This is a genomic window from Burkholderia sp. MSMB1835, from assembly GCF_001526365.1.
In the GTDB taxonomy this organism is placed as follows: Bacteria; Pseudomonadota; Gammaproteobacteria; order Burkholderiales; family Burkholderiaceae; genus Burkholderia.
This window is the reverse complement of sequence record NZ_LOYP01000012.1, coordinates 32465-47789: the sequence shown is the minus strand read 5'-3', so window position 1 is coordinate 47789 and position 15325 is coordinate 32465. Positions and strand designations below refer to the sequence as shown.

General features: G+C 66.0%; 16 protein-coding genes and 1 tRNA gene. 6 read left to right on the top strand and 11 right to left on the bottom strand.

The features are described 5' to 3' along the window. Positions 1–4 precede the first annotated feature (4 nt). The 3 genes from WS96_RS05685 to rpoH all read right to left on the bottom strand — a co-directional run bounded on the left by WS96_RS05685 (position 5) and on the right by rpoH (position 3151). A complete protein-coding gene (locus tag WS96_RS05685) occupies positions 5–1585 on the bottom strand; it encodes a cytochrome ubiquinol oxidase subunit I (protein WP_034208434.1) in 1581 nt (526 codons plus the stop codon). After that, on the bottom strand, positions 1575–1856 hold the full coding sequence (cydP, locus tag WS96_RS05680; protein WP_179949914.1) for a cytochrome oxidase putative small subunit CydP: 282 nt from the start codon (positions 1854–1856) through the stop codon (positions 1575–1577). Before cydP ends, WS96_RS05685 begins: the two co-directional genes overlap by 11 nt. Before the next feature lie 359 nt (positions 1857–2215). Continuing rightward, the gene (gene rpoH / locus WS96_RS05675) at positions 2216–3151 is read right to left on the bottom strand and encodes an RNA polymerase sigma factor RpoH (protein WP_034208432.1); all 936 of its coding nucleotides are present in this window, start codon (positions 3149–3151) and stop codon (positions 2216–2218) included. Between the two features lie 359 nt (positions 3152–3510). Between rpoH and pagL the strand changes: the two genes are divergently transcribed. Both pagL and WS96_RS05665 read left to right on the top strand, forming a co-directional pair. After that, complete coding sequence (gene pagL, locus WS96_RS05670) at positions 3511–4080, top strand: lipid A 3-O-deacylase PagL (RefSeq protein WP_034208431.1); 570 nt, start codon at positions 3511–3513, stop codon at positions 4078–4080. A 45-nt stretch (positions 4081–4125) separates the two neighbouring features. Then, the gene (locus WS96_RS05665; protein ID WP_034208430.1) at positions 4126–4509 is read left to right on the top strand and encodes a nuclear transport factor 2 family protein; all 384 of its coding nucleotides are present in this window, start codon (positions 4126–4128) and stop codon (positions 4507–4509) included. A 142-nt stretch (positions 4510–4651) separates the two neighbouring features. On the opposite strand, the gene leuA is transcribed toward WS96_RS05665, so the two are convergent. Together leuA and ybiB are read right to left on the bottom strand one after the other, a co-directional pair. Then, entirely contained in the window at positions 4652–6298 is a 1647-nt protein-coding gene (gene leuA, locus WS96_RS05660) for a 2-isopropylmalate synthase (protein WP_059831138.1), read from the bottom strand. A gap of 373 nt (positions 6299–6671) precedes the next feature. Then, positions 6672–7646 carry a DNA-binding protein YbiB gene (ybiB, locus tag WS96_RS05655; RefSeq protein WP_059831136.1) on the bottom strand — a complete coding sequence of 325 codons (975 nt, stop codon included), beginning with the start codon at positions 7644–7646 and terminating at the stop codon, positions 6672–6674. A gap of 179 nt (positions 7647–7825) precedes the next feature. Here ybiB and maiA point away from each other — a divergent pair, with 179 nt between their 5' ends. Further along, positions 7826–8470, top strand: a complete 645-nt coding sequence (gene maiA / locus WS96_RS05650) for a maleylacetoacetate isomerase (RefSeq protein ID WP_059831225.1) — start codon at positions 7826–7828, stop codon at positions 8468–8470. A 93-nt stretch (positions 8471–8563) separates the two neighbouring features. On the opposite strand, the gene ftsY is transcribed toward maiA, so the two are convergent. Next, positions 8564–9718 carry a signal recognition particle-docking protein FtsY gene (gene ftsY, locus WS96_RS05645; RefSeq protein WP_059795510.1) on the bottom strand — a complete coding sequence of 385 codons (1155 nt, stop codon included), beginning with the start codon at positions 9716–9718 and terminating at the stop codon, positions 8564–8566. 215 nt (positions 9719–9933) lie between these two features. Here ftsY and rsmD point away from each other — a divergent pair, with 215 nt between their 5' ends. The 3 genes from rsmD to WS96_RS05630 all read left to right on the top strand — a co-directional run bounded on the left by rsmD (position 9934) and on the right by WS96_RS05630 (position 11483). Beyond that, positions 9934–10548, top strand: a complete 615-nt coding sequence (rsmD, locus tag WS96_RS05640) for a 16S rRNA (guanine(966)-N(2))-methyltransferase RsmD (protein ID WP_059831134.1) — start codon at positions 9934–9936, stop codon at positions 10546–10548. A gap of 111 nt (positions 10549–10659) precedes the next feature. Then, positions 10660–11157, top strand: coding sequence for a pantetheine-phosphate adenylyltransferase (coaD, locus tag WS96_RS05635; RefSeq protein ID WP_027785472.1), 498 nt, complete (start codon positions 10660–10662; stop codon positions 11155–11157). Positions 11158–11216: 59 nt separating this feature from the next. Beyond that, positions 11217–11483, top strand: coding sequence for a YfhL family 4Fe-4S dicluster ferredoxin (locus tag WS96_RS05630; protein ID WP_027785471.1), 267 nt, complete (start codon positions 11217–11219; stop codon positions 11481–11483). An 82-nt stretch (positions 11484–11565) separates the two neighbouring features. On the opposite strand, the gene hisC is transcribed toward WS96_RS05630, so the two are convergent. The 5 genes from hisC to WS96_RS05605 form a co-directional block, all read right to left on the bottom strand. Beyond that, positions 11566–12633 carry a histidinol-phosphate transaminase gene (gene hisC, locus WS96_RS05625; RefSeq protein ID WP_059831133.1) on the bottom strand — a complete coding sequence of 356 codons (1068 nt, stop codon included), beginning with the start codon at positions 12631–12633 and terminating at the stop codon, positions 11566–11568. Between the two features lie 117 nt (positions 12634–12750). Then, positions 12751–13350, bottom strand: a complete 600-nt coding sequence (gene pth / locus WS96_RS05620) for an aminoacyl-tRNA hydrolase (protein WP_027785469.1) — start codon at positions 13348–13350, stop codon at positions 12751–12753. A 120-nt stretch (positions 13351–13470) separates the two neighbouring features. Next, positions 13471–14079: a 50S ribosomal protein L25/general stress protein Ctc gene (locus WS96_RS05615; protein WP_034208424.1), complete on the bottom strand. Its 609-nt coding sequence runs from the start codon at positions 14077–14079 to the stop codon at positions 13471–13473. 158 nt (positions 14080–14237) lie between these two features. Continuing rightward, positions 14238–15200, bottom strand: a complete 963-nt coding sequence (locus tag WS96_RS05610) for a ribose-phosphate pyrophosphokinase (protein WP_034208423.1) — start codon at positions 15198–15200, stop codon at positions 14238–14240. Positions 15201–15244: 44 nt separating this feature from the next. Beyond that, a tRNA-Gln gene (locus WS96_RS05605) sits at positions 15245–15321 on the bottom strand. Positions 15322–15325 lie beyond the last annotated feature (4 nt).

Below are 15325 nucleotides of genomic sequence, written 5' to 3'. Positions count from 1 at the left end.
GTGCTCAGACTGCGGCCCGCTCGCCGGCAGCGGCGAGTTCGTGGTGATAGCGGCCGGTATGCAGCGACGACGGGCCGAGGCGCGCGTACTTGAACATCAGCTTGATCTCGATGACGAACAGCGCGGTGTAGAACGCGATGAAACCGGCGAGGCTCAGGTACAGATCGCTCGGCTGCAGGCTCGACGCGGACAGGTGCGTCGGCAGGATGCCGGCGATGGTCCACGGCTGACGGCCGAGTTCGGCGACGACCCAGCCGAATTCCGCGGCGAGCCACGGCAGCGGGATCGCCCACACCGCGTAGCGGAGGAACCAGCGGCGGTTGTCCTGCAGCAGTTCGCGGCGCGCGCAGAACCAGAACGCGGCGGCGAAGGTCGCGAGGAACAGGAAGCCGAGGAACACCATGATCCGGAACGAGAAGAACACGGGCGCGACCGGCGGGATCGTCTTCTGCGCGGCGGCCTTGACCTGCTCGGGCGTCGCGTCGACCACGTTCGGCGTGAACTGCTTGAGCATCAGCCCGTAGCCGAGATACTGCTTGTGCTGGTCGAACAGTGCGCGGGTCGCGTCGCTCGTGTCGCCTTCCTTGATCTTCTGCAGCGCGCCATACGCGACCATCCCGCTCCGGATGTGCTCCTCGCTGTGCTTCGCGAGCTCGCGCAGGCCGATCACCGGCTCGTCGATCGAGCGCGTCGCGATCAGGCCGAGCGCATACGGGATCTTGATCGCGTAGTCGGTGCGCTGTTCTTCCTGGTTCGGAATGCCGATCAGCGTGAACGATGCGGGCGCCGGCTGCGTTTCCCATTCGGATTCGATCGCGGCGAGCTTCATCTTCTGCACTTCACCGGTCGTATAGCCCGATTCGTCGCCGAGCACGATCACGCACAGCGTCGCCGCGAGGCCGAAGCCGGCCGCGACCGCGAACGAGCGCAGCGCGAAGTCGACGTCGCGCTTCTTCAGCAGGTACCACGACGACACGCCGAGCACGAACATCGCGGCCGTCACGTAGCCGGCCGACACCGTATGCACGAACTTCACCTGCGCGACCGGGTTGAACAGCACGTCGAACAGGCTCGTCAGCTCCATGCGCATCGTCTGGTAGTTGAATTCGGCGCCGACCGGGTTGTTCATCCAGCCGTTCGCGACGAGGATCCACAGAGCCGACAGGTTCGAGCCCAGCGCGACGAGGAACGTGACGATCAGGTGCTTGACCTTCGACAAGCGGTTCCAGCCGAAGAAGAACAGGCCGACGAACGTCGATTCGAGGAAGAACGCCATCAGGCCTTCGACCGCGAGCGGCACGCCGAAGATGTCGCCGACGTAGTGCGAGTAGTACGACCAGTTCGTGCCGAACTGGAATTCGAGCGTGATGCCGGTCGTCACGCCCATCGCGAAATTGATCCCGAACAGCTTGCCCCAGAACTGGGTCATGTCCTTGTAGACCTGTTTGCCGGTCATCACGTAGACCGCTTCCATGATGACGAGCAGCCAGGACAGGCCGAGCGTCAGCGGCACGAACAGGAAGTGGTAGAGCGCCGTGATGCCGAACTGCAGACGCGACAGATCGACGACTTCGCTACTTATCATGGTGGTCTCCCTCGGTAGATGCAGGCGCCGGCACCGAGAGCAGCTTCTCGGCCACGGCGGCAGGCGGCAACGACATGTGTTCGGCCTGCGGATGATTGAAGAATGCGTATTTGAGCGACATCAGGAGGATCAGCTTGACGATCAGCACCAGGGTGATGTCGCGGGCGAGGGTCGGTCCGCGTGCCCACGCGGCGATGCGCGCGCGCCAGCCGATCGTGCCGACCGGCCGCGAAGGCGGTGCTGGCTCTTTATTGATCGAGATCAAGGCGATTATCCTGAATCGATTTACGTCGGATTGGGGGCGACTTTACGTCGGATTGATGACGGCCGTGAAGCTGTTTTAATCCTTTTGCGCCTGACATGCCAATTTTAAAAGGACGGCTTTCCGATGCCGAGTGCTGCGCTGCGGCAGACCGTCGCGAAACATGGGGTGGAAATTGAGGCAGATCAAGGTTATGCGGAAGGGCGCCGCAAATGACGAAATACCCGATGAATCAGGTCAATTGATCGGCGAAGAAACGGAGCGTGAAACGCGCTGAAAAGCGGGTGAAAAGCGGCGGAAAACGGATGAAAAAAACCGCTGCCGGTCGGGCAGCGGTTTTCGATGAAGCGCTCTGAATCGTCGGGGATTTACGCGTATTCGGCGAGGGCGGTGCGCATTTTTTTCATCGCGCTCGCTTCGATCTGGCGGATACGTTCCGCCGACACGCCGAACTCCGCGGCGAGATCGTGCAGCGTCGAGCCGCCCGAGCCGTCGTCGTCGACGTGCAGCCAGCGGGCCTCGATGATGCGGCGGCTGCGCGCGTCGAGTGCGTCGAGCGCCTGCGCGATGCCGTCCGTCTGCAGCATGTCGCGCTGGCGCGCGGCGAGCACGGCGGTCGGCTCGTTGTGCGAGTCGGCCAGGTAGGCGATCGGCGCGTACGATTCCTCGCCGTCGTCCACCTGCCCTTCGAGCGCGATGTCGCCGCCCGACAGGCGCGTTTCCATCTCGGTCACTTCCTCGCGCTTGACGTTGAGCTCCTGCGCGAGGCCGTCGATTTCCTCGGGCGTCATCGCCTGCATGCTCTTCTTGTGGCTGCGCAGGTTGAAGAACAGCTTGCGCTGCGCCTTCGTCGTTGCGACCTTCACCATGCGCCAGTTGCGCAGGATGTACTCGTGGATCTCGGCCTTGATCCAATGAATCGCATACGACACCAGGCGCACGTTTTGCGCCGGGTCGAACCGCTTCACGGCTTTCATCAGGCCGATGTTGCCTTCCTGGATCAGGTCGCCGTGCGGCAGGCCGTAGCCGAGATAGTTGCGCGCGATCGACACGACGAGACGCAGGTGCGACAGCACGAGGCGGCGCGCCGCGTCGAGGTTGTTGTCTTCGCGGAATTCGGTTGCGTACCGGCGTTCCTCCTCGGCGGTCAGCAGCGGAATGCGGTTGACGGCCTGGATGTACGCGTCGATGTTGCCGAGCTGGCCGGGCAACATCGATTGGGCTGCGAGCGCCAACGAGCCTGCCGATTCGGCCTTGGCCGGCGTCGGGCTCAGGGTGTTCGGGAGGGTCAGGGCGTTGCTCACTAAAAACTCCTTTGGAATCAGGGACAAACCCCGGTCTCGAATGAGATTCCGGGAGTCATCTTAGCACTCCCGCAAGGTGAGTGCTAATTCCTTAGAGCGGGCGGGGGCATCCGAGTTCCCCATTTTTCTATCGAATCGGCTGAGTCGATAGTCTATTCTGCGACAAGGGGCGTGCCTCGAAGTTCCGTAAGCCGTTGTTTTCGATGGGAATCGGTAGACGATTTCGATTTTTGTCTTTTTGGAAGCAAGCTATTTCGCTTCGTGATGCCGATCCGAAAAGTCCTTTACCATACCATTCAGTTCGCTCGGGCCCGGCCGTTGCGGCAGGCTCCATTCAACCCACAAAGTTGGAGTGTCAGATGAACAATAAGAAGAATCGCCGGCCCCGCAGCCGGCTGGTGCTGCATGCGATGCTGGCAGCATCTCTTCTGGGTGGATCGGGTGCGGCTTTCGCGGATCGATGGGGGATCCAGGCGGGCGGCGGGTTTTCGGATCGTCGCGGAATCGACAAGGCCGATATCGGCGTGGTGTGGGATCCGGGCTGGAACTGGTGGGAAATCGGCGGCTGGCACTTCGCGTTCGTCGTCGAAGGGCACGCCGGCTACTGGCACACGGGCGGCAACGTCCATGGCAGCATCGGCGAGTTCGGCGTCACGCCGATGTTCCGTTTCATCAAGAGTAGCGGGGAGATTCGCCCGTTCATCGAGGCGGGCGGCGGCGTCCGGCTTCTGACGCACCCGACGATCTCGAACAATTTCTCGCTGTCGACCGCGTTCCAGTTCGCGCCGACCGGCGGCGTGGGCGTGCAGTTCGGTCAACGGCAACAGTATCAGGTCGGCTACCGTTTCGAACATGTGTCTAACGCGGGTATCAAAGAGCCGAATCCTGGTATAAATTTCCACCAGTTCTACCTGCAGTACAACTTCTGATCCGTACGCCCGTGCAAGGCGGGCGCGTTGCCGAGGAGTCAGGCGATGGCGAAGGTGGTCGATGCGATCCGCGCGCTCGAGCGCGACCGGTTCCGGGCGATGGTGGACGGCGACGGCGAGGCGCTCGACGCGCTGCTGTCGGACAAGGTGTTTTTCGTCCACACGAACGGCAAACGGGAAACCAAGCAGCAGTTCATCGACGCCATCGTCGCCGGCCGCCGCCGCTATCGCCAGATCGAAATCCAGTCGCAGGACGTGCTGCCGGTCGGCGACGAGACCTGCGTCGTCACCGGGCGCGCGTTGATCGAGATGGAAACGAACAACGGCGGCCTCGTCTTCCCGATTGCCTATACGTCCGTCCACACGCACGCCCAGGGCCGCTGGTGCCTGTTCGCGTGGCAGGCGACGCGGTGCGCGACCGAGACGTGAGCGCGGGTGGCGCTCCGTTTCATGTGTCGACCGAAGCGGCCTTCTGAGCCGCTTTTTGCTGCCTCGTGCGGCGCGGATCGCGCGGCGCACGGGCGGTCACGCACCGCTCGCTGACCTTTCAACCCTGCATCGAAGCCCGCGCTCAGGCCGCCGCGCGGCGGTCCGCGCAGTGCCATGCCGAGCGGTTGATCGCGCTGACGACCGCATCGAGCGCCGCGCTCGCCGCATCGGCGTGCACGCCGACACCGTGCCGCAGCGGCGCGTCGCCGACCCGGCAGCCGACCGATACCGCGATCCGGCCGTCCGCGGCGCGCGTGTGTTCGCACGACGCGACGTCGATCGCGGCGCCGGCGGCCGCCGCAAATGCCGCGGCGAAATGTCGCACGGCGTCGTCGGGCGTCGCGTCGGCGGCAGGCGCCGCCACGATCTCGCGGTTCTGCCAGCGCGCGCCGCCGCCGTGGCGCGCGGCCGGGCCGTCGGTCTCGAAGAATTCGCGCGCGAACAGCGCGCAGATCGCGTCGCCCGTCACTTCCTCGCCCGATGCGTCGGCGAGCGTCTGCACCGCATGGCTGAACTCGATCTGGACGCGGCGCGTCGGCGTGAAGCCCATCCCGCGTTCGAGCAGGAACGTCGCGCCGCCCTTGCCGGACTGGCTGTTCACGCGGATCACCGCGTCGTAGCTGCGGCCGAGATCGGCCGGGTCGATCGGCAGGTACGGTACCTCCCACATCGCGTCGGGGCGCTGCTGCGCGAAGCCCTTGCGGATCGCGTCCTGGTGCGAGCCCGAGAACGCGGTGAACACGAGGTCGCCCGCGTACGGATGGCGCGGATGCACGGGGATCTGGTTGCAGCGCTCGACGACGCGGCGCACGGCATCGATGTCGGAGAAATCGAGGCCCGGGTCGATACCTTGCGTGTAGAGGTTCAACGCGAGCGTGACGAGATCGACGTTGCCGGTGCGCTCGCCGTTGCCGAACAGGCAGCCTTCGATCCGGTCGGCGCCCGCGAGCAGCGCGAGTTCGGCCGCCGCGACCGCGGTGCCGCGATCGTTGTGCGGATGCACGGACAGCACGATGCTGTCGCGATACGCGAGGTTGCGGTCCATCCATTCGATCTGGTCGGCGAACACGTTCGGGCTCGCGGCCTCGACGGTGGCCGGCAGGTTGACGATCATCTTATGGTCGCGGGTCGGGCGCCACGTCTGCGCGACCGCGTCGCAGATCTCGCGCGCGAACGTCAGTTCGGTCATGCTGAAGGTTTCCGGCGAGTACTGGAACGTCCACTGCGTATCGGGGCGCGCGGCCGCGTGTTCCTTGATGATGCGCGTGCCGTCGATCGCGAGCGCCTTCACGGCGTCCTTCGACATCCCGAACACGATGCGGCGGAACGACGGGCAGACCGCGTTGTACAGGTGCACGATCGCGCGCGGCACGCCTTCGAGCGCCTCGAACGTGCGCGCGATCAGGTCTTCGCGCGACTGCACGAGCACTTCGATCGTCACGTCGTCGGGAATCCGCTCGTCGTCGATCAGCTTGCGGACGAAATCGAAGTCGGTTTGCGACGCCGACGGAAAACCGACTTCGATCTCCTTGAACCCGATGGCGACCAGCATTTCGAAGAACTCGAGCTTCTGCTCGATGCTCATCGGCTCGATCAGCGACTGGTTGCCGTCGCGCAGATCGGTGCTCATCCATACGGGCGCGCGCTCGATGGTGCGGGCGGGCCAGCGGCGGCCATTGAGGCGGACGGGCTCGAACGGACGGTACTTGTCTTGCGGATTGCGCATCATCTTCTGGACCTCGGGTCTCAAGTCGCGAGCGAAGACGGGCGGCAGGGCGGCGGTGGGCGCTGCCTCGCATCCGGCGCGCGATGGCGCCGCGGATGCGGATGATCTTCGCGAATCGGCCGACGGATGGACGGACGAATGCTGACGACTTCGGGTTGTAAAAATTACGAGAGGGGTACTGCGAGGAACTGCTGGGAGGACCGTGCGGACGGCACACGGCGCTACGACAGCCTTAGGCTAGTCGTAGCGATAGCGGCCGCGCTAGGCGGCCGGAGGTAATTCGGAGGGTGTTCGGAAAGGAACGCATGACGGCCACTCTATGCCAGGATGCGCTCGCGTGTCAATTATCGGGATAAAGGAGGGCGCCGCGGCGCCCTCAGTGCGCGACGCGGGCGATCCGGACGATCGTCGCGACCTGTCGCGCGACCGTGTCCGGCACCGGCACCTCGCCGCGCAGCACGGCGTCCGTCCACGCGGCCGTGGTCGCCGCATCGCGCGACTCGGGCAGGGCGACGGGCGGCGCATCGCTCGACGAACGCTCGGCGTCGATCAGCGTGTCGCACACGCCGTCGTGCAGCCAGTCGACCTGTACCTGGCGTCGCGTGTCGGCCACCGCTTCGCCTTCGGTGCCGCGCGCGAGCAGCGCGCCGCCCAGCGCGGCGTCCGGATGGTCGCGGAACAACTGCGCGAGGCTGTCGCGGTACGGCGGATGCGTGTAGTTGACGAGCCGCAGCCCGGCCGGCGCGAACGGCTGCAGGATCTTCACGAGCGTATGCGTCGAATTGCGCACGCCGAGCACGCGGCGCATCGACAGCAGGTGCGCGATGCGCGGCGCCAGCACGTCGATCGGGGCGAACGCGACCCGGCGTTCGGCGAGCGTGTCCTCGATCGCATCGTGCGACGTCGACGGCGCGAGCGACAGTGCCGAGAAAATCTCGGCGCTCGTCACGCGGCCCGGATCGCATTCCACGCCATGCACCAGCACCGGCACGCCTTCGCGCGCGAGCAGCAGCGCAAGCAGCGGCACGAGGTTCGGCTGCTTGCGCGCGCCGTTGTAGCTCGGGATCGACACCGGCCGGAACGCGGCGTCCTGCACGTGCACGGGCTCGAACGATGCCTGCGCGGCGGCGAGCATCGCGGCCAGTTCGTCGGCGGATTCGCCCTTCAGCCGATAGGCGATCAGGATCGCACCGAGTTCGACGTCCGACACGCGCGCATCGAGCATCGCGCGATAGAGCTCGAACGTGTCCTCGGCGGACAGGGCGCGCGCGCCGTTCGGGCCCCGGCCGATTTCCTTGATGAAGCGGGCGCAGGGGAACGGAGCGGCGGCGGGATCGTGGGAAGCGGTCATCGGGGCGTGGGGCGGGCGGCCGGCATCGGGCCGCGCGGTGAGCGGTAAGGAATGCCCCGAGTATCGCACGGGCGCGGCCGCGCATCGTGCCGCGCTACACTCTGGTTCCCGGCGACGCGCGCACCGGCTGCGCCGCACCCGTGCCGTTGCCGGCCGAATACGACAACGAGAGACATCCCATGAAGCTCTACAGCTATTTCCGCAGTTCCGCGTCGTACCGCGTGCGGATTGCCCTGAACCTCAAGCAGTTGCCGTTCGACTACGCCCCCGTGCACATGCTGCGCGACGGCGGCGAGCAACTGAAGGACGCGTACCGCGCGCTGAATCCGGATGCGGTCGTGCCGACGCTGATCGACGGCGACGCGACGCTGCAGCAGTCGCTCGCGATCATCGAATATCTCGACGAAACCCATCCCGAGCCCGCGCTGCTGCCGAAGCAGCCGGTCGATCGCGCGTACGTGCGCGCGGTGGCGCTGCAGATCGCATGCGAAATCCACCCGCTCAACAATCTGCGCGTGCTCAAGTACCTGAAGCACACGCTGAAGGTGCCCGAGGACGCCAAGAACGCGTGGTATCGGCACTGGATCGAGGCCGGTTTCGAAACGCTCGAGGCGCGTCTCGCGAACGATCCGCGCACCGGCGCGCTGTGCTTCGGCGACACGCCGACACTCGCCGACATATGCCTCGTGCCGCAGGTGTTCAACGCGAACCGCTTCTCGATCGACACGACGCGTTTCCCGACGATCCAGCGCATCGTCGACCATGCGGCGACGATCGATGCGTTCAAGGCCGCCGAGCCGGGCGTGCAACCCGACGCGGAATGAGCGCGGCGCGCCCGTGGCAGGCAATGATCGGGCGCGCATGAAAAAGGGCGCCCGAAGGCGCCCCGTGCGAGGTGCGACGCGAGCCGGCGGCGTTCAGCCGAGCAGCGCGTCCGCGAATTCCGCCGCGCTGAACGGCTGCAGGTCCTCGACCTTCTCGCCGACGCCGATGAAGTAGACGGGCACCGGGCGTTGCCGCGCGATCGCGGCGAGAATCCCGCCCTTCGCGGTGCCGTCGAGCTTCGTGACGATCAGGCCGGTGAGGCCGAGCGCGTCGTCGAATGCCTTCACCTGCGTGAGCGCGTTCTGGCCGGTGTTCGCGTCGATCACCAGCAGCACTTCATGCGGCGCGCCGTCGTGCGCCTTCGCGATCACGCGCTTCACCTTCTTCAGCTCTTCCATCAGATGGAGCTGCGTCGGCAGGCGGCCGGCCGTGTCGGCCATCATCACGTCGATCTTGCGCGCGCGCGCGGCGCTGACCGCGTCGAAGATCACCGCGGCCGGATCGCCGCTTTCCTGCTGCACGACCGTCACGTTGTTGCGCTCGCCCCAGACCGCGAGCTGTTCGCGCGCGGCCGCGCGGAACGTGTCGCCGGCGGCCAGCAGCACCGACTGGTCGAAGCTCTGCAGATGCTTCGCGAGCTTGCCGATGCTGGTCGTCTTGCCCGCGCCGTTCACGCCGGCGATCATCATCACGAGCGGCTGCGCGCGGCCGAGCATCAGCGATTTCTCGAGCGGCGTCAGCAACTCGACGAGCAGGTCGCGCAGCGCATTCTTCACCTGTTGCGGATCGGTCAGCCGGCCCGCGCGCACCTTCTCGCGCAGCGCGCCGAGCAGGTATTCGGTCGCGTCGACGCCCGCGTCGGACATCAGCAGCGCGGTTTCGAGTTCCTCGTACAGATCCTCGTCGATCTTCGTGTTGACGAAGACGCCGGTGATGTTCGAGCCCGTCTTCGCGAGACCCGTTTTCAGGCGCGCGAGCCACGACTTCTTCGCGGACGCGTCCTGCTGCGGCGGCGGGACGATCTCGACCGTCTCGACGACTTCGTCGCGGCCGTCGTTGGTCGGCGTGACCGTCATCACGACGGCCGGCGCGGCCGGTTGCGCGGGCGCCTGCGGCACGTCGGCCGCGGGCGGCGTCGCGCGCGCGTCGGCGTCGGACGCTTCGTCCGCTTGCTGCGCGTCGGCCGATTGCGATTCCGCCGGATCGGGCTCCTGCGTTTTCTTGAATCGTTTGAAGAAACTGAACATGGTCTGACGTCGGGAAGAGGGCGGGCCGCCGCCGAGGGCGGGGCGCCGGACGGGCCGTTCTGCGTTCGCGCGGGCGCGGCGCACGGCGGCCGAAACCGTGCATTTTATCAGTGCGGCGTGGCGCTCGCGTCAGTGGGCGTCGCCGCTGTGGTAACGTGCGCCTGTTTGGCGGCGCCCTCTGCGCGCGCCCGGTCCCTCCGTTGTCGATATCCCGTATGTCCCGTTCCTCTTCCGGCCGCCCGGCGGCCCCCCCTGGCCGCGGCAAGCCGCACACGATCCGCATCATCGGCGGCGACTGGAAACGCACGCCGCTCGCGGTGCTCGATCTCGACGGCCTGCGCCCGACCCCCGATCGCGTCCGCGAGACGCTGTTCAACTGGCTCGGCCAGGATCTCGACGGTTGGCGCTGCCTCGACCTGTTCGCGGGCACCGGCGCGCTCGGCTTCGAGGCCGCGTCGCGCGGCGCGGCGAGCGTCGTGATGGTCGAGCGCCATCCGCGCGCCGCGCAGCAGCTTCGTGCGATCAAGGACAAGCTCGGCGCCCGTTCGGTCGAGATCGCCGAAGCCGACGCGCTGCGGCTCGCGGCCGGGCTCACGCCGGGCGCGTTCGACGTCGTGTTCCTCGATCCGCCGTTCGACGACCTGGCCGCGCTCGAGCGCGCGATCGCGTTGTCGGCGCCGCTCGTCGCGGCCGGCGGCGCGCTGTACGTCGAAACGGGGGCGGAACTCGATCCGGCCGCGCACGACGCGCTCGCGGGCTGGCAGCTGGCGAAGCACGGCAAGGCCGGTGCGGTTCACTATCATTTGCTGCGGCGCGAAAATGATGAATAATGCGCGTTCCATACGAGGCGGCGCGCGGCAAAGGCGACGCATGCCCATCTCGGCAGCGGCGTGCGCATCGCACGGCTGCCATCCCGTTTGCGTGATGACAGGAGGAGCGACATGGTAGTCGCCGTGTATCCCGGTACGTTCGATCCGCTGACGCGCGGGCACGAAGACCTCGTGCGGCGTGCGTCGAGCATTTTTGATACGCTGGTGGTGGGTGTCGCCGACAGCCGCGCGAAAAAGCCGTTTTTCTCGCTCGAAGAACGTCTGACGATTGCGAACGAAGTGCTCGGTCATTATCCGAACGTGAAGGTGATGAGTTTCACCGGCCTCCTGAAGGATTTCGTGCGCGTCAACAATGCGCGCGTGATCGTGCGCGGGCTGCGCGCCGTGTCCGATTTCGAATACGAGTTCCAGATGGCGGGCATGAACCGCTATCTGCTGCCCGACGTCGAGACGATGTTCATGACGCCGTCCGACCAGTACCAGTTCATCTCGGGAACGATCGTGCGCGAAATCGCGCAATTGGGCGGCGATGTCAGCAAGTTCGTGTTCCCGTCCGTCGAGAAGTGGCTGACCGAGAAAGTCGCCGCGATCGGAGGCCCGGCCGCGTGACGCGGCGCCGGCCGGTTTCGTTGCGAAGCCGGCCGGCGGCCTGAAGAAGTGAGATCAGTATGTCTTTGATGATTACCGACGAGTGCATCAATTGCGACGTGTGCGAGCCCGAGTGCCCGAACGGCGCGATTTCGATGGGCCCGGACATCTACGTGATCGACCCGAACAAGTGCACCGAGTGCGTCGGCCATTTCGACGAACCGCAGTGCCAGCAGGTGTGTCCGGTCGAATGCATTCCGCGCGATCCGCAGCATGACGAATCGCACGCGCAATTGATGGAGAAGTATCACGCGTTGATCGCCGCGAAAGGCGACGACGCGTCGTGATCCTGCGCTGACGCGCGCGCCTGGCTTGGCTCGCGCGCGTCGTGCTTTCGGATCGGCGCCGCCCGGCGCCGGTTCCTTCGTGTCAGGCCAGCAGCTCGCGCAGCGCCGCGACGAGCGCATCGCATTCGGCATCGGTGCCGACGGTGATGCGCAGGTGCTGGTCGATCCGCGGCAGCCGGAAGTGCCGCACGAAAATCTCCCGTTCCTTCAGCTTCGCCGCGATCGTGCCCGCATCGTGTGCGGGATGGCGCGCGAACACGAAATTCGCGGCCGACGGCACGATCTCGAAGCCGAGTGCGTCGAGCGCATGCGTGAGCCGCGCCCGGCTGTCGATCACGCGCCGGCAGGTGGCGTGGAAATAATCGGCGTCCTCGTAGGCGGCCTGCGCGGCCACCTGCGCGAGCCGGTCGAGCGGATACGAGTTGAAGCTGTCCTTCACACGGTTCAGCGCGTCGATCAGCGCCGCATCGCCGAACGCGAAGCCGACGCGCATGCCCGCGAGCGAGCGCGCCTTCGACGTCGTATGCACGACGAGCAGGTTCGGATGACGGTCGATCAGCGTGATCGCCGACTGCGCGCCGAAATCGACGTACGCTTCGTCGATCACGACGACCGACGACCGATTCGCGGCCGCGATCCGCTCGACGTCCGCGAGCGGCAACGCGCGCCCGGTCGGCGCATTCGGGTTCGGAAACAGTACGCCGCCGGCGTCGTCGAGATAGTCGTCGACGCGGATCGAGAAATCGTCCGCGAGCGGCACGATCGTGGTCTCGACGCCGTACAGGCGCGCGTAGGTCGGATAGAAGCTGTACGTGATGTCGGGAAAGCGTAGCGGCCGGTCGTGCTTGAGCAGCGCCTGGAACGCGTGCGCGAGCACCTCGTCGGAGCCGTTGCCGACGAACACCTGCTCGGGCGCGATGCGATGATGGGCCGCGACCGTCTCGCGCAGCGCGCGCGCGACCGGGTCGGGATAGCGGCGCAGCGAGTCGCCGGTGTCGCCGAGTTCGCGTGCGATCGCCGCGACGACGCGCGGCGACGGCGGATAGGGATTCTCGTTGGTGTTCAGCTTGACGGGGTGTGCAAGCGCGGGCTGTTCGCCCGGCACGTAAGGCACGAGTTGCTGAACGACGTCGCTCCAGTAACGGCTCACCGCTTGGCTCCTGACGGGCAAAACGTCGAGAGTACCGCATGTGCGCGTCGCGGTGGGGCGGGCGAGGCCGCCCGGTTGCGCCGAACGGCCGATGCACCAGGCCGGTGCGACGGGCGGTCAGTTGCGATGCAGCTGCATCGTCGCGCGATCGAGTTCGCCCTTGACGATCATCGGCATCACGGCGAGCGCGCGTTCGATCGATGCATCGATCACGTCCTGTTCCTCGCGGCGCGGCGGTTTCAGCACGAAGTTCGCGACGTCGGGCTTCGCGCCGGCGCGCGCACTTTCCGGAATCAGGTCGCGCGGATGGCCGATGCCGATCCGCAGCCGCCAGTACTGCTGCGACGACAGGTGCGCGGAGATGTCCTTCAGGCCGTTGTGGCCGCCGCTGCCGCCGCCGAGCTTCAGCTTCACGGTGCCGGGCGGCAGGTCGAGCTCGTCGTGCGCGACGAGGATCTGGTCGGGCAGGATCTTGAAGAACTGCGCGAGCGCGACGACCGATTGGCCGGAGCGGTTCATGTAGGTTTGCGGCTCGAGCAGGTGGACTTCCTCGCCGTGCAGGCGCGCTTTCGCATAGAAGCCGTGGAAGCGGCGCTCGTCGCGCAGCGTCGTGCCGGCTTCGCGGGCGAGCTGGTCGATCAGCCAGAAGCCGGCGTTGTGGCGCGTCGCGGTGTATTCCGCCCCGGGATTGCCGAGGCCGACGATCAGTTTGATCATGACGTTTCGAAGGCGGCGGCTGCCGCCTGGGCGCAGAAAAAGAAAAACCCGCCGGGCAGGCCGCGGCGGGTTGCGTCGACCGTTTCGCGAAACGGATCGATGGGGCGCGTGAGCGGCCGCTTAGGCAGCCGGCGTTTCGCCTTCGTCTGCTGCGTCCGACACGGCGCCAGCCGGGATCGTTGCCGAGGCGACGACCGGGTTTTCCGCGTCGACGTGCGCGACCAGCGCGACGCCCTTCGGCAGCGCGATGTCCTTCGCGTGCAGCGATTGACCGGCTTCGATCTTCGACAGGTCGACTTCGAGGAATTCCGGCAGGGCAGCCGGCAGGCACTCGACTTCGATTTCCGTTGCGACGTGCGAAACGACTGCGCTCGACAGCTTCACGGCCGGGCTGACTTCAGCGTTCAGGAAGTGCAGCGGCACCTTCGTGTGCAGCTTCTTCTTCGCGTCGACGCGCTGGAAGTCCACGTGCAGCACCAGTTGCTTGAACGGGTGGTATTGCACGTCGCGCAGCAGAACCTGTTGCGACTGGCCGGCCACTTCGAGGTCGAGGATCGACGAGTGGAAGGCTTCCTTCTTCAGGGCGTGCCACAGGGCGTTGTGATCGAGTTCGATCTTTTGCGGGGCGGCTTCGCCACCGTAGACGATACCCGTGGTCTTACCGGCGTTGCGCAGGCGGCGGCTCGCACCCGTACCTTGCTGTTGGCGCTCGAAAGCGACGACTTTCATGTGATTCTCCAATGGCTGCCCGCGACCAGGCAGTGAAACGGGGCCATCAAGCGGCCCCCGATGAAACGGCCGGGGTTTCGTCTATCCCGTCCGATTGTGCAAAAAGCGAAGCGTTGCCGCTTCGCTTTCCGCGCATACTGTGTTCCGTCGTTTCGCGATCAGGATTCCGCGAACAGCGACATCACCGAATCGCCGCGGCGAATCCGCGAGAACGTCTCGGCCAGCAGGCTCGCGCTCGTCAGTGAGCGAATCTTCGAGCACGCCAGCGATTCGGCCGACAGCGGAATCGTGTCGGTCACGACCAGCTCGTCGAGTTCCGATGCGGCGATGCGTTCTGCGGCGCCGCCCGACAGCACCGGGTGCGTCGCGTACGCGAACACCTGTTTCGCACCGCGGTCCTTCAGCACTTGCGCGGCCTTGCAGAGCGTGCCGGCCGTATCGACCATGTCGTCCATGATCACGCAGGTGCGGCCTTCGACTTCACCGATGATGTTCATCACTTCGGCGACGTTCGCCTTCGGGCGACGCTTGTCGATGATCGCGAGATCGCAGTTGAGCTGCTTCGCGAGTGCCCGGGCGCGCACCACGCCGCCGACGTCCGGCGACACGACGAGCAGATCCGAGTAGTTCTGCTTGCGCAGGTCGCCCAGCAGGATCGGCGTGGCGTAGATGTTGTCGACCGGAATGTCGAAGAAGCCTTGAATCTGGTCGGCGTGCAGATCCATCGTGATGATCCGCTCGACGCCGGCGATTTCCAGCATGTTCGCGATGACCTTCGCCGAGATCGCGACGCGCGCCGAACGCGGGCGGCGATCCTGACGCGCATAGCCGAAGTAGGGGATGGCTGCCGTGATCCGGCCGGCGGATGCGCGCTTGAGCGCATCGACCATGATCATCAGTTCCATCAGGTTGTCGTTCGTCGGTGCGCACGTGGATTGCAGGACGAAGACGTCCTTGCCGCGCACGTTTTCCTGGATCTCGACCTGGATCTCGCCGTCGGAGAAACGGCTGACCATCGCTTTGCCGAGGGGGATACCAAGGATATTGACGACTTCCTGGGCGAGCGCGGGATTCGCGTTGCCAGTAAAGACCATCAGGCCATCATGGCTGTGGCTGCTCATCGTGCACCTGCTTCAGGCTTGGGCGGGAAATGCGGGAAAATTTTTGGCAGGGGAGGAAGGACTCGAACCCTCGCATGCCGGAATCAAAATCCGGTGCCTTGACCAACTTGGCGACTCCCCTACAC

Coding starts and splice junctions, on each gene's coding strand:
- pagL (WP_034208431.1), top strand. CDS start 3,511: ATGAACAATAAGAAGAATCGCCGGCCCCGCAGCCGGCTGGTGCTGCAT.
- ybiB (WP_059831136.1), bottom strand. CDS start 7,646: ATGACCGCTTCCCACGATCCCGCCGCCGCTCCGTTCCCCTGCGCCCGC.
- WS96_RS05685 (WP_034208434.1), bottom strand. CDS start 1,585: ATGATAAGTAGCGAAGTCGTCGATCTGTCGCGTCTGCAGTTCGGCATC.
- pth (WP_027785469.1), bottom strand. CDS start 13,350: ATGATCAAACTGATCGTCGGCCTCGGCAATCCCGGGGCGGAATACACC.
- rsmD (WP_059831134.1), top strand. CDS start 9,934: ATGTCCCGTTCCTCTTCCGGCCGCCCGGCGGCCCCCCCTGGCCGCGGC.
- WS96_RS05615 (WP_034208424.1), bottom strand. CDS start 14,079: ATGAAAGTCGTCGCTTTCGAGCGCCAACAGCAAGGTACGGGTGCGAGC.
- leuA (WP_059831138.1), bottom strand. CDS start 6,298: ATGATGCGCAATCCGCAAGACAAGTACCGTCCGTTCGAGCCCGTCCGC.
- coaD (WP_027785472.1), top strand. CDS start 10,660: ATGGTAGTCGCCGTGTATCCCGGTACGTTCGATCCGCTGACGCGCGGG.
- ftsY (WP_059795510.1), bottom strand. CDS start 9,718: ATGTTCAGTTTCTTCAAACGATTCAAGAAAACGCAGGAGCCCGATCCG.
- WS96_RS05665 (WP_034208430.1), top strand. CDS start 4,126: ATGGCGAAGGTGGTCGATGCGATCCGCGCGCTCGAGCGCGACCGGTTC.
- WS96_RS05630 (WP_027785471.1), top strand. CDS start 11,217: ATGTCTTTGATGATTACCGACGAGTGCATCAATTGCGACGTGTGCGAG.
- maiA (WP_059831225.1), top strand. CDS start 7,826: ATGAAGCTCTACAGCTATTTCCGCAGTTCCGCGTCGTACCGCGTGCGG.
- WS96_RS05610 (WP_034208423.1), bottom strand. CDS start 15,200: ATGAGCAGCCACAGCCATGATGGCCTGATGGTCTTTACTGGCAACGCG.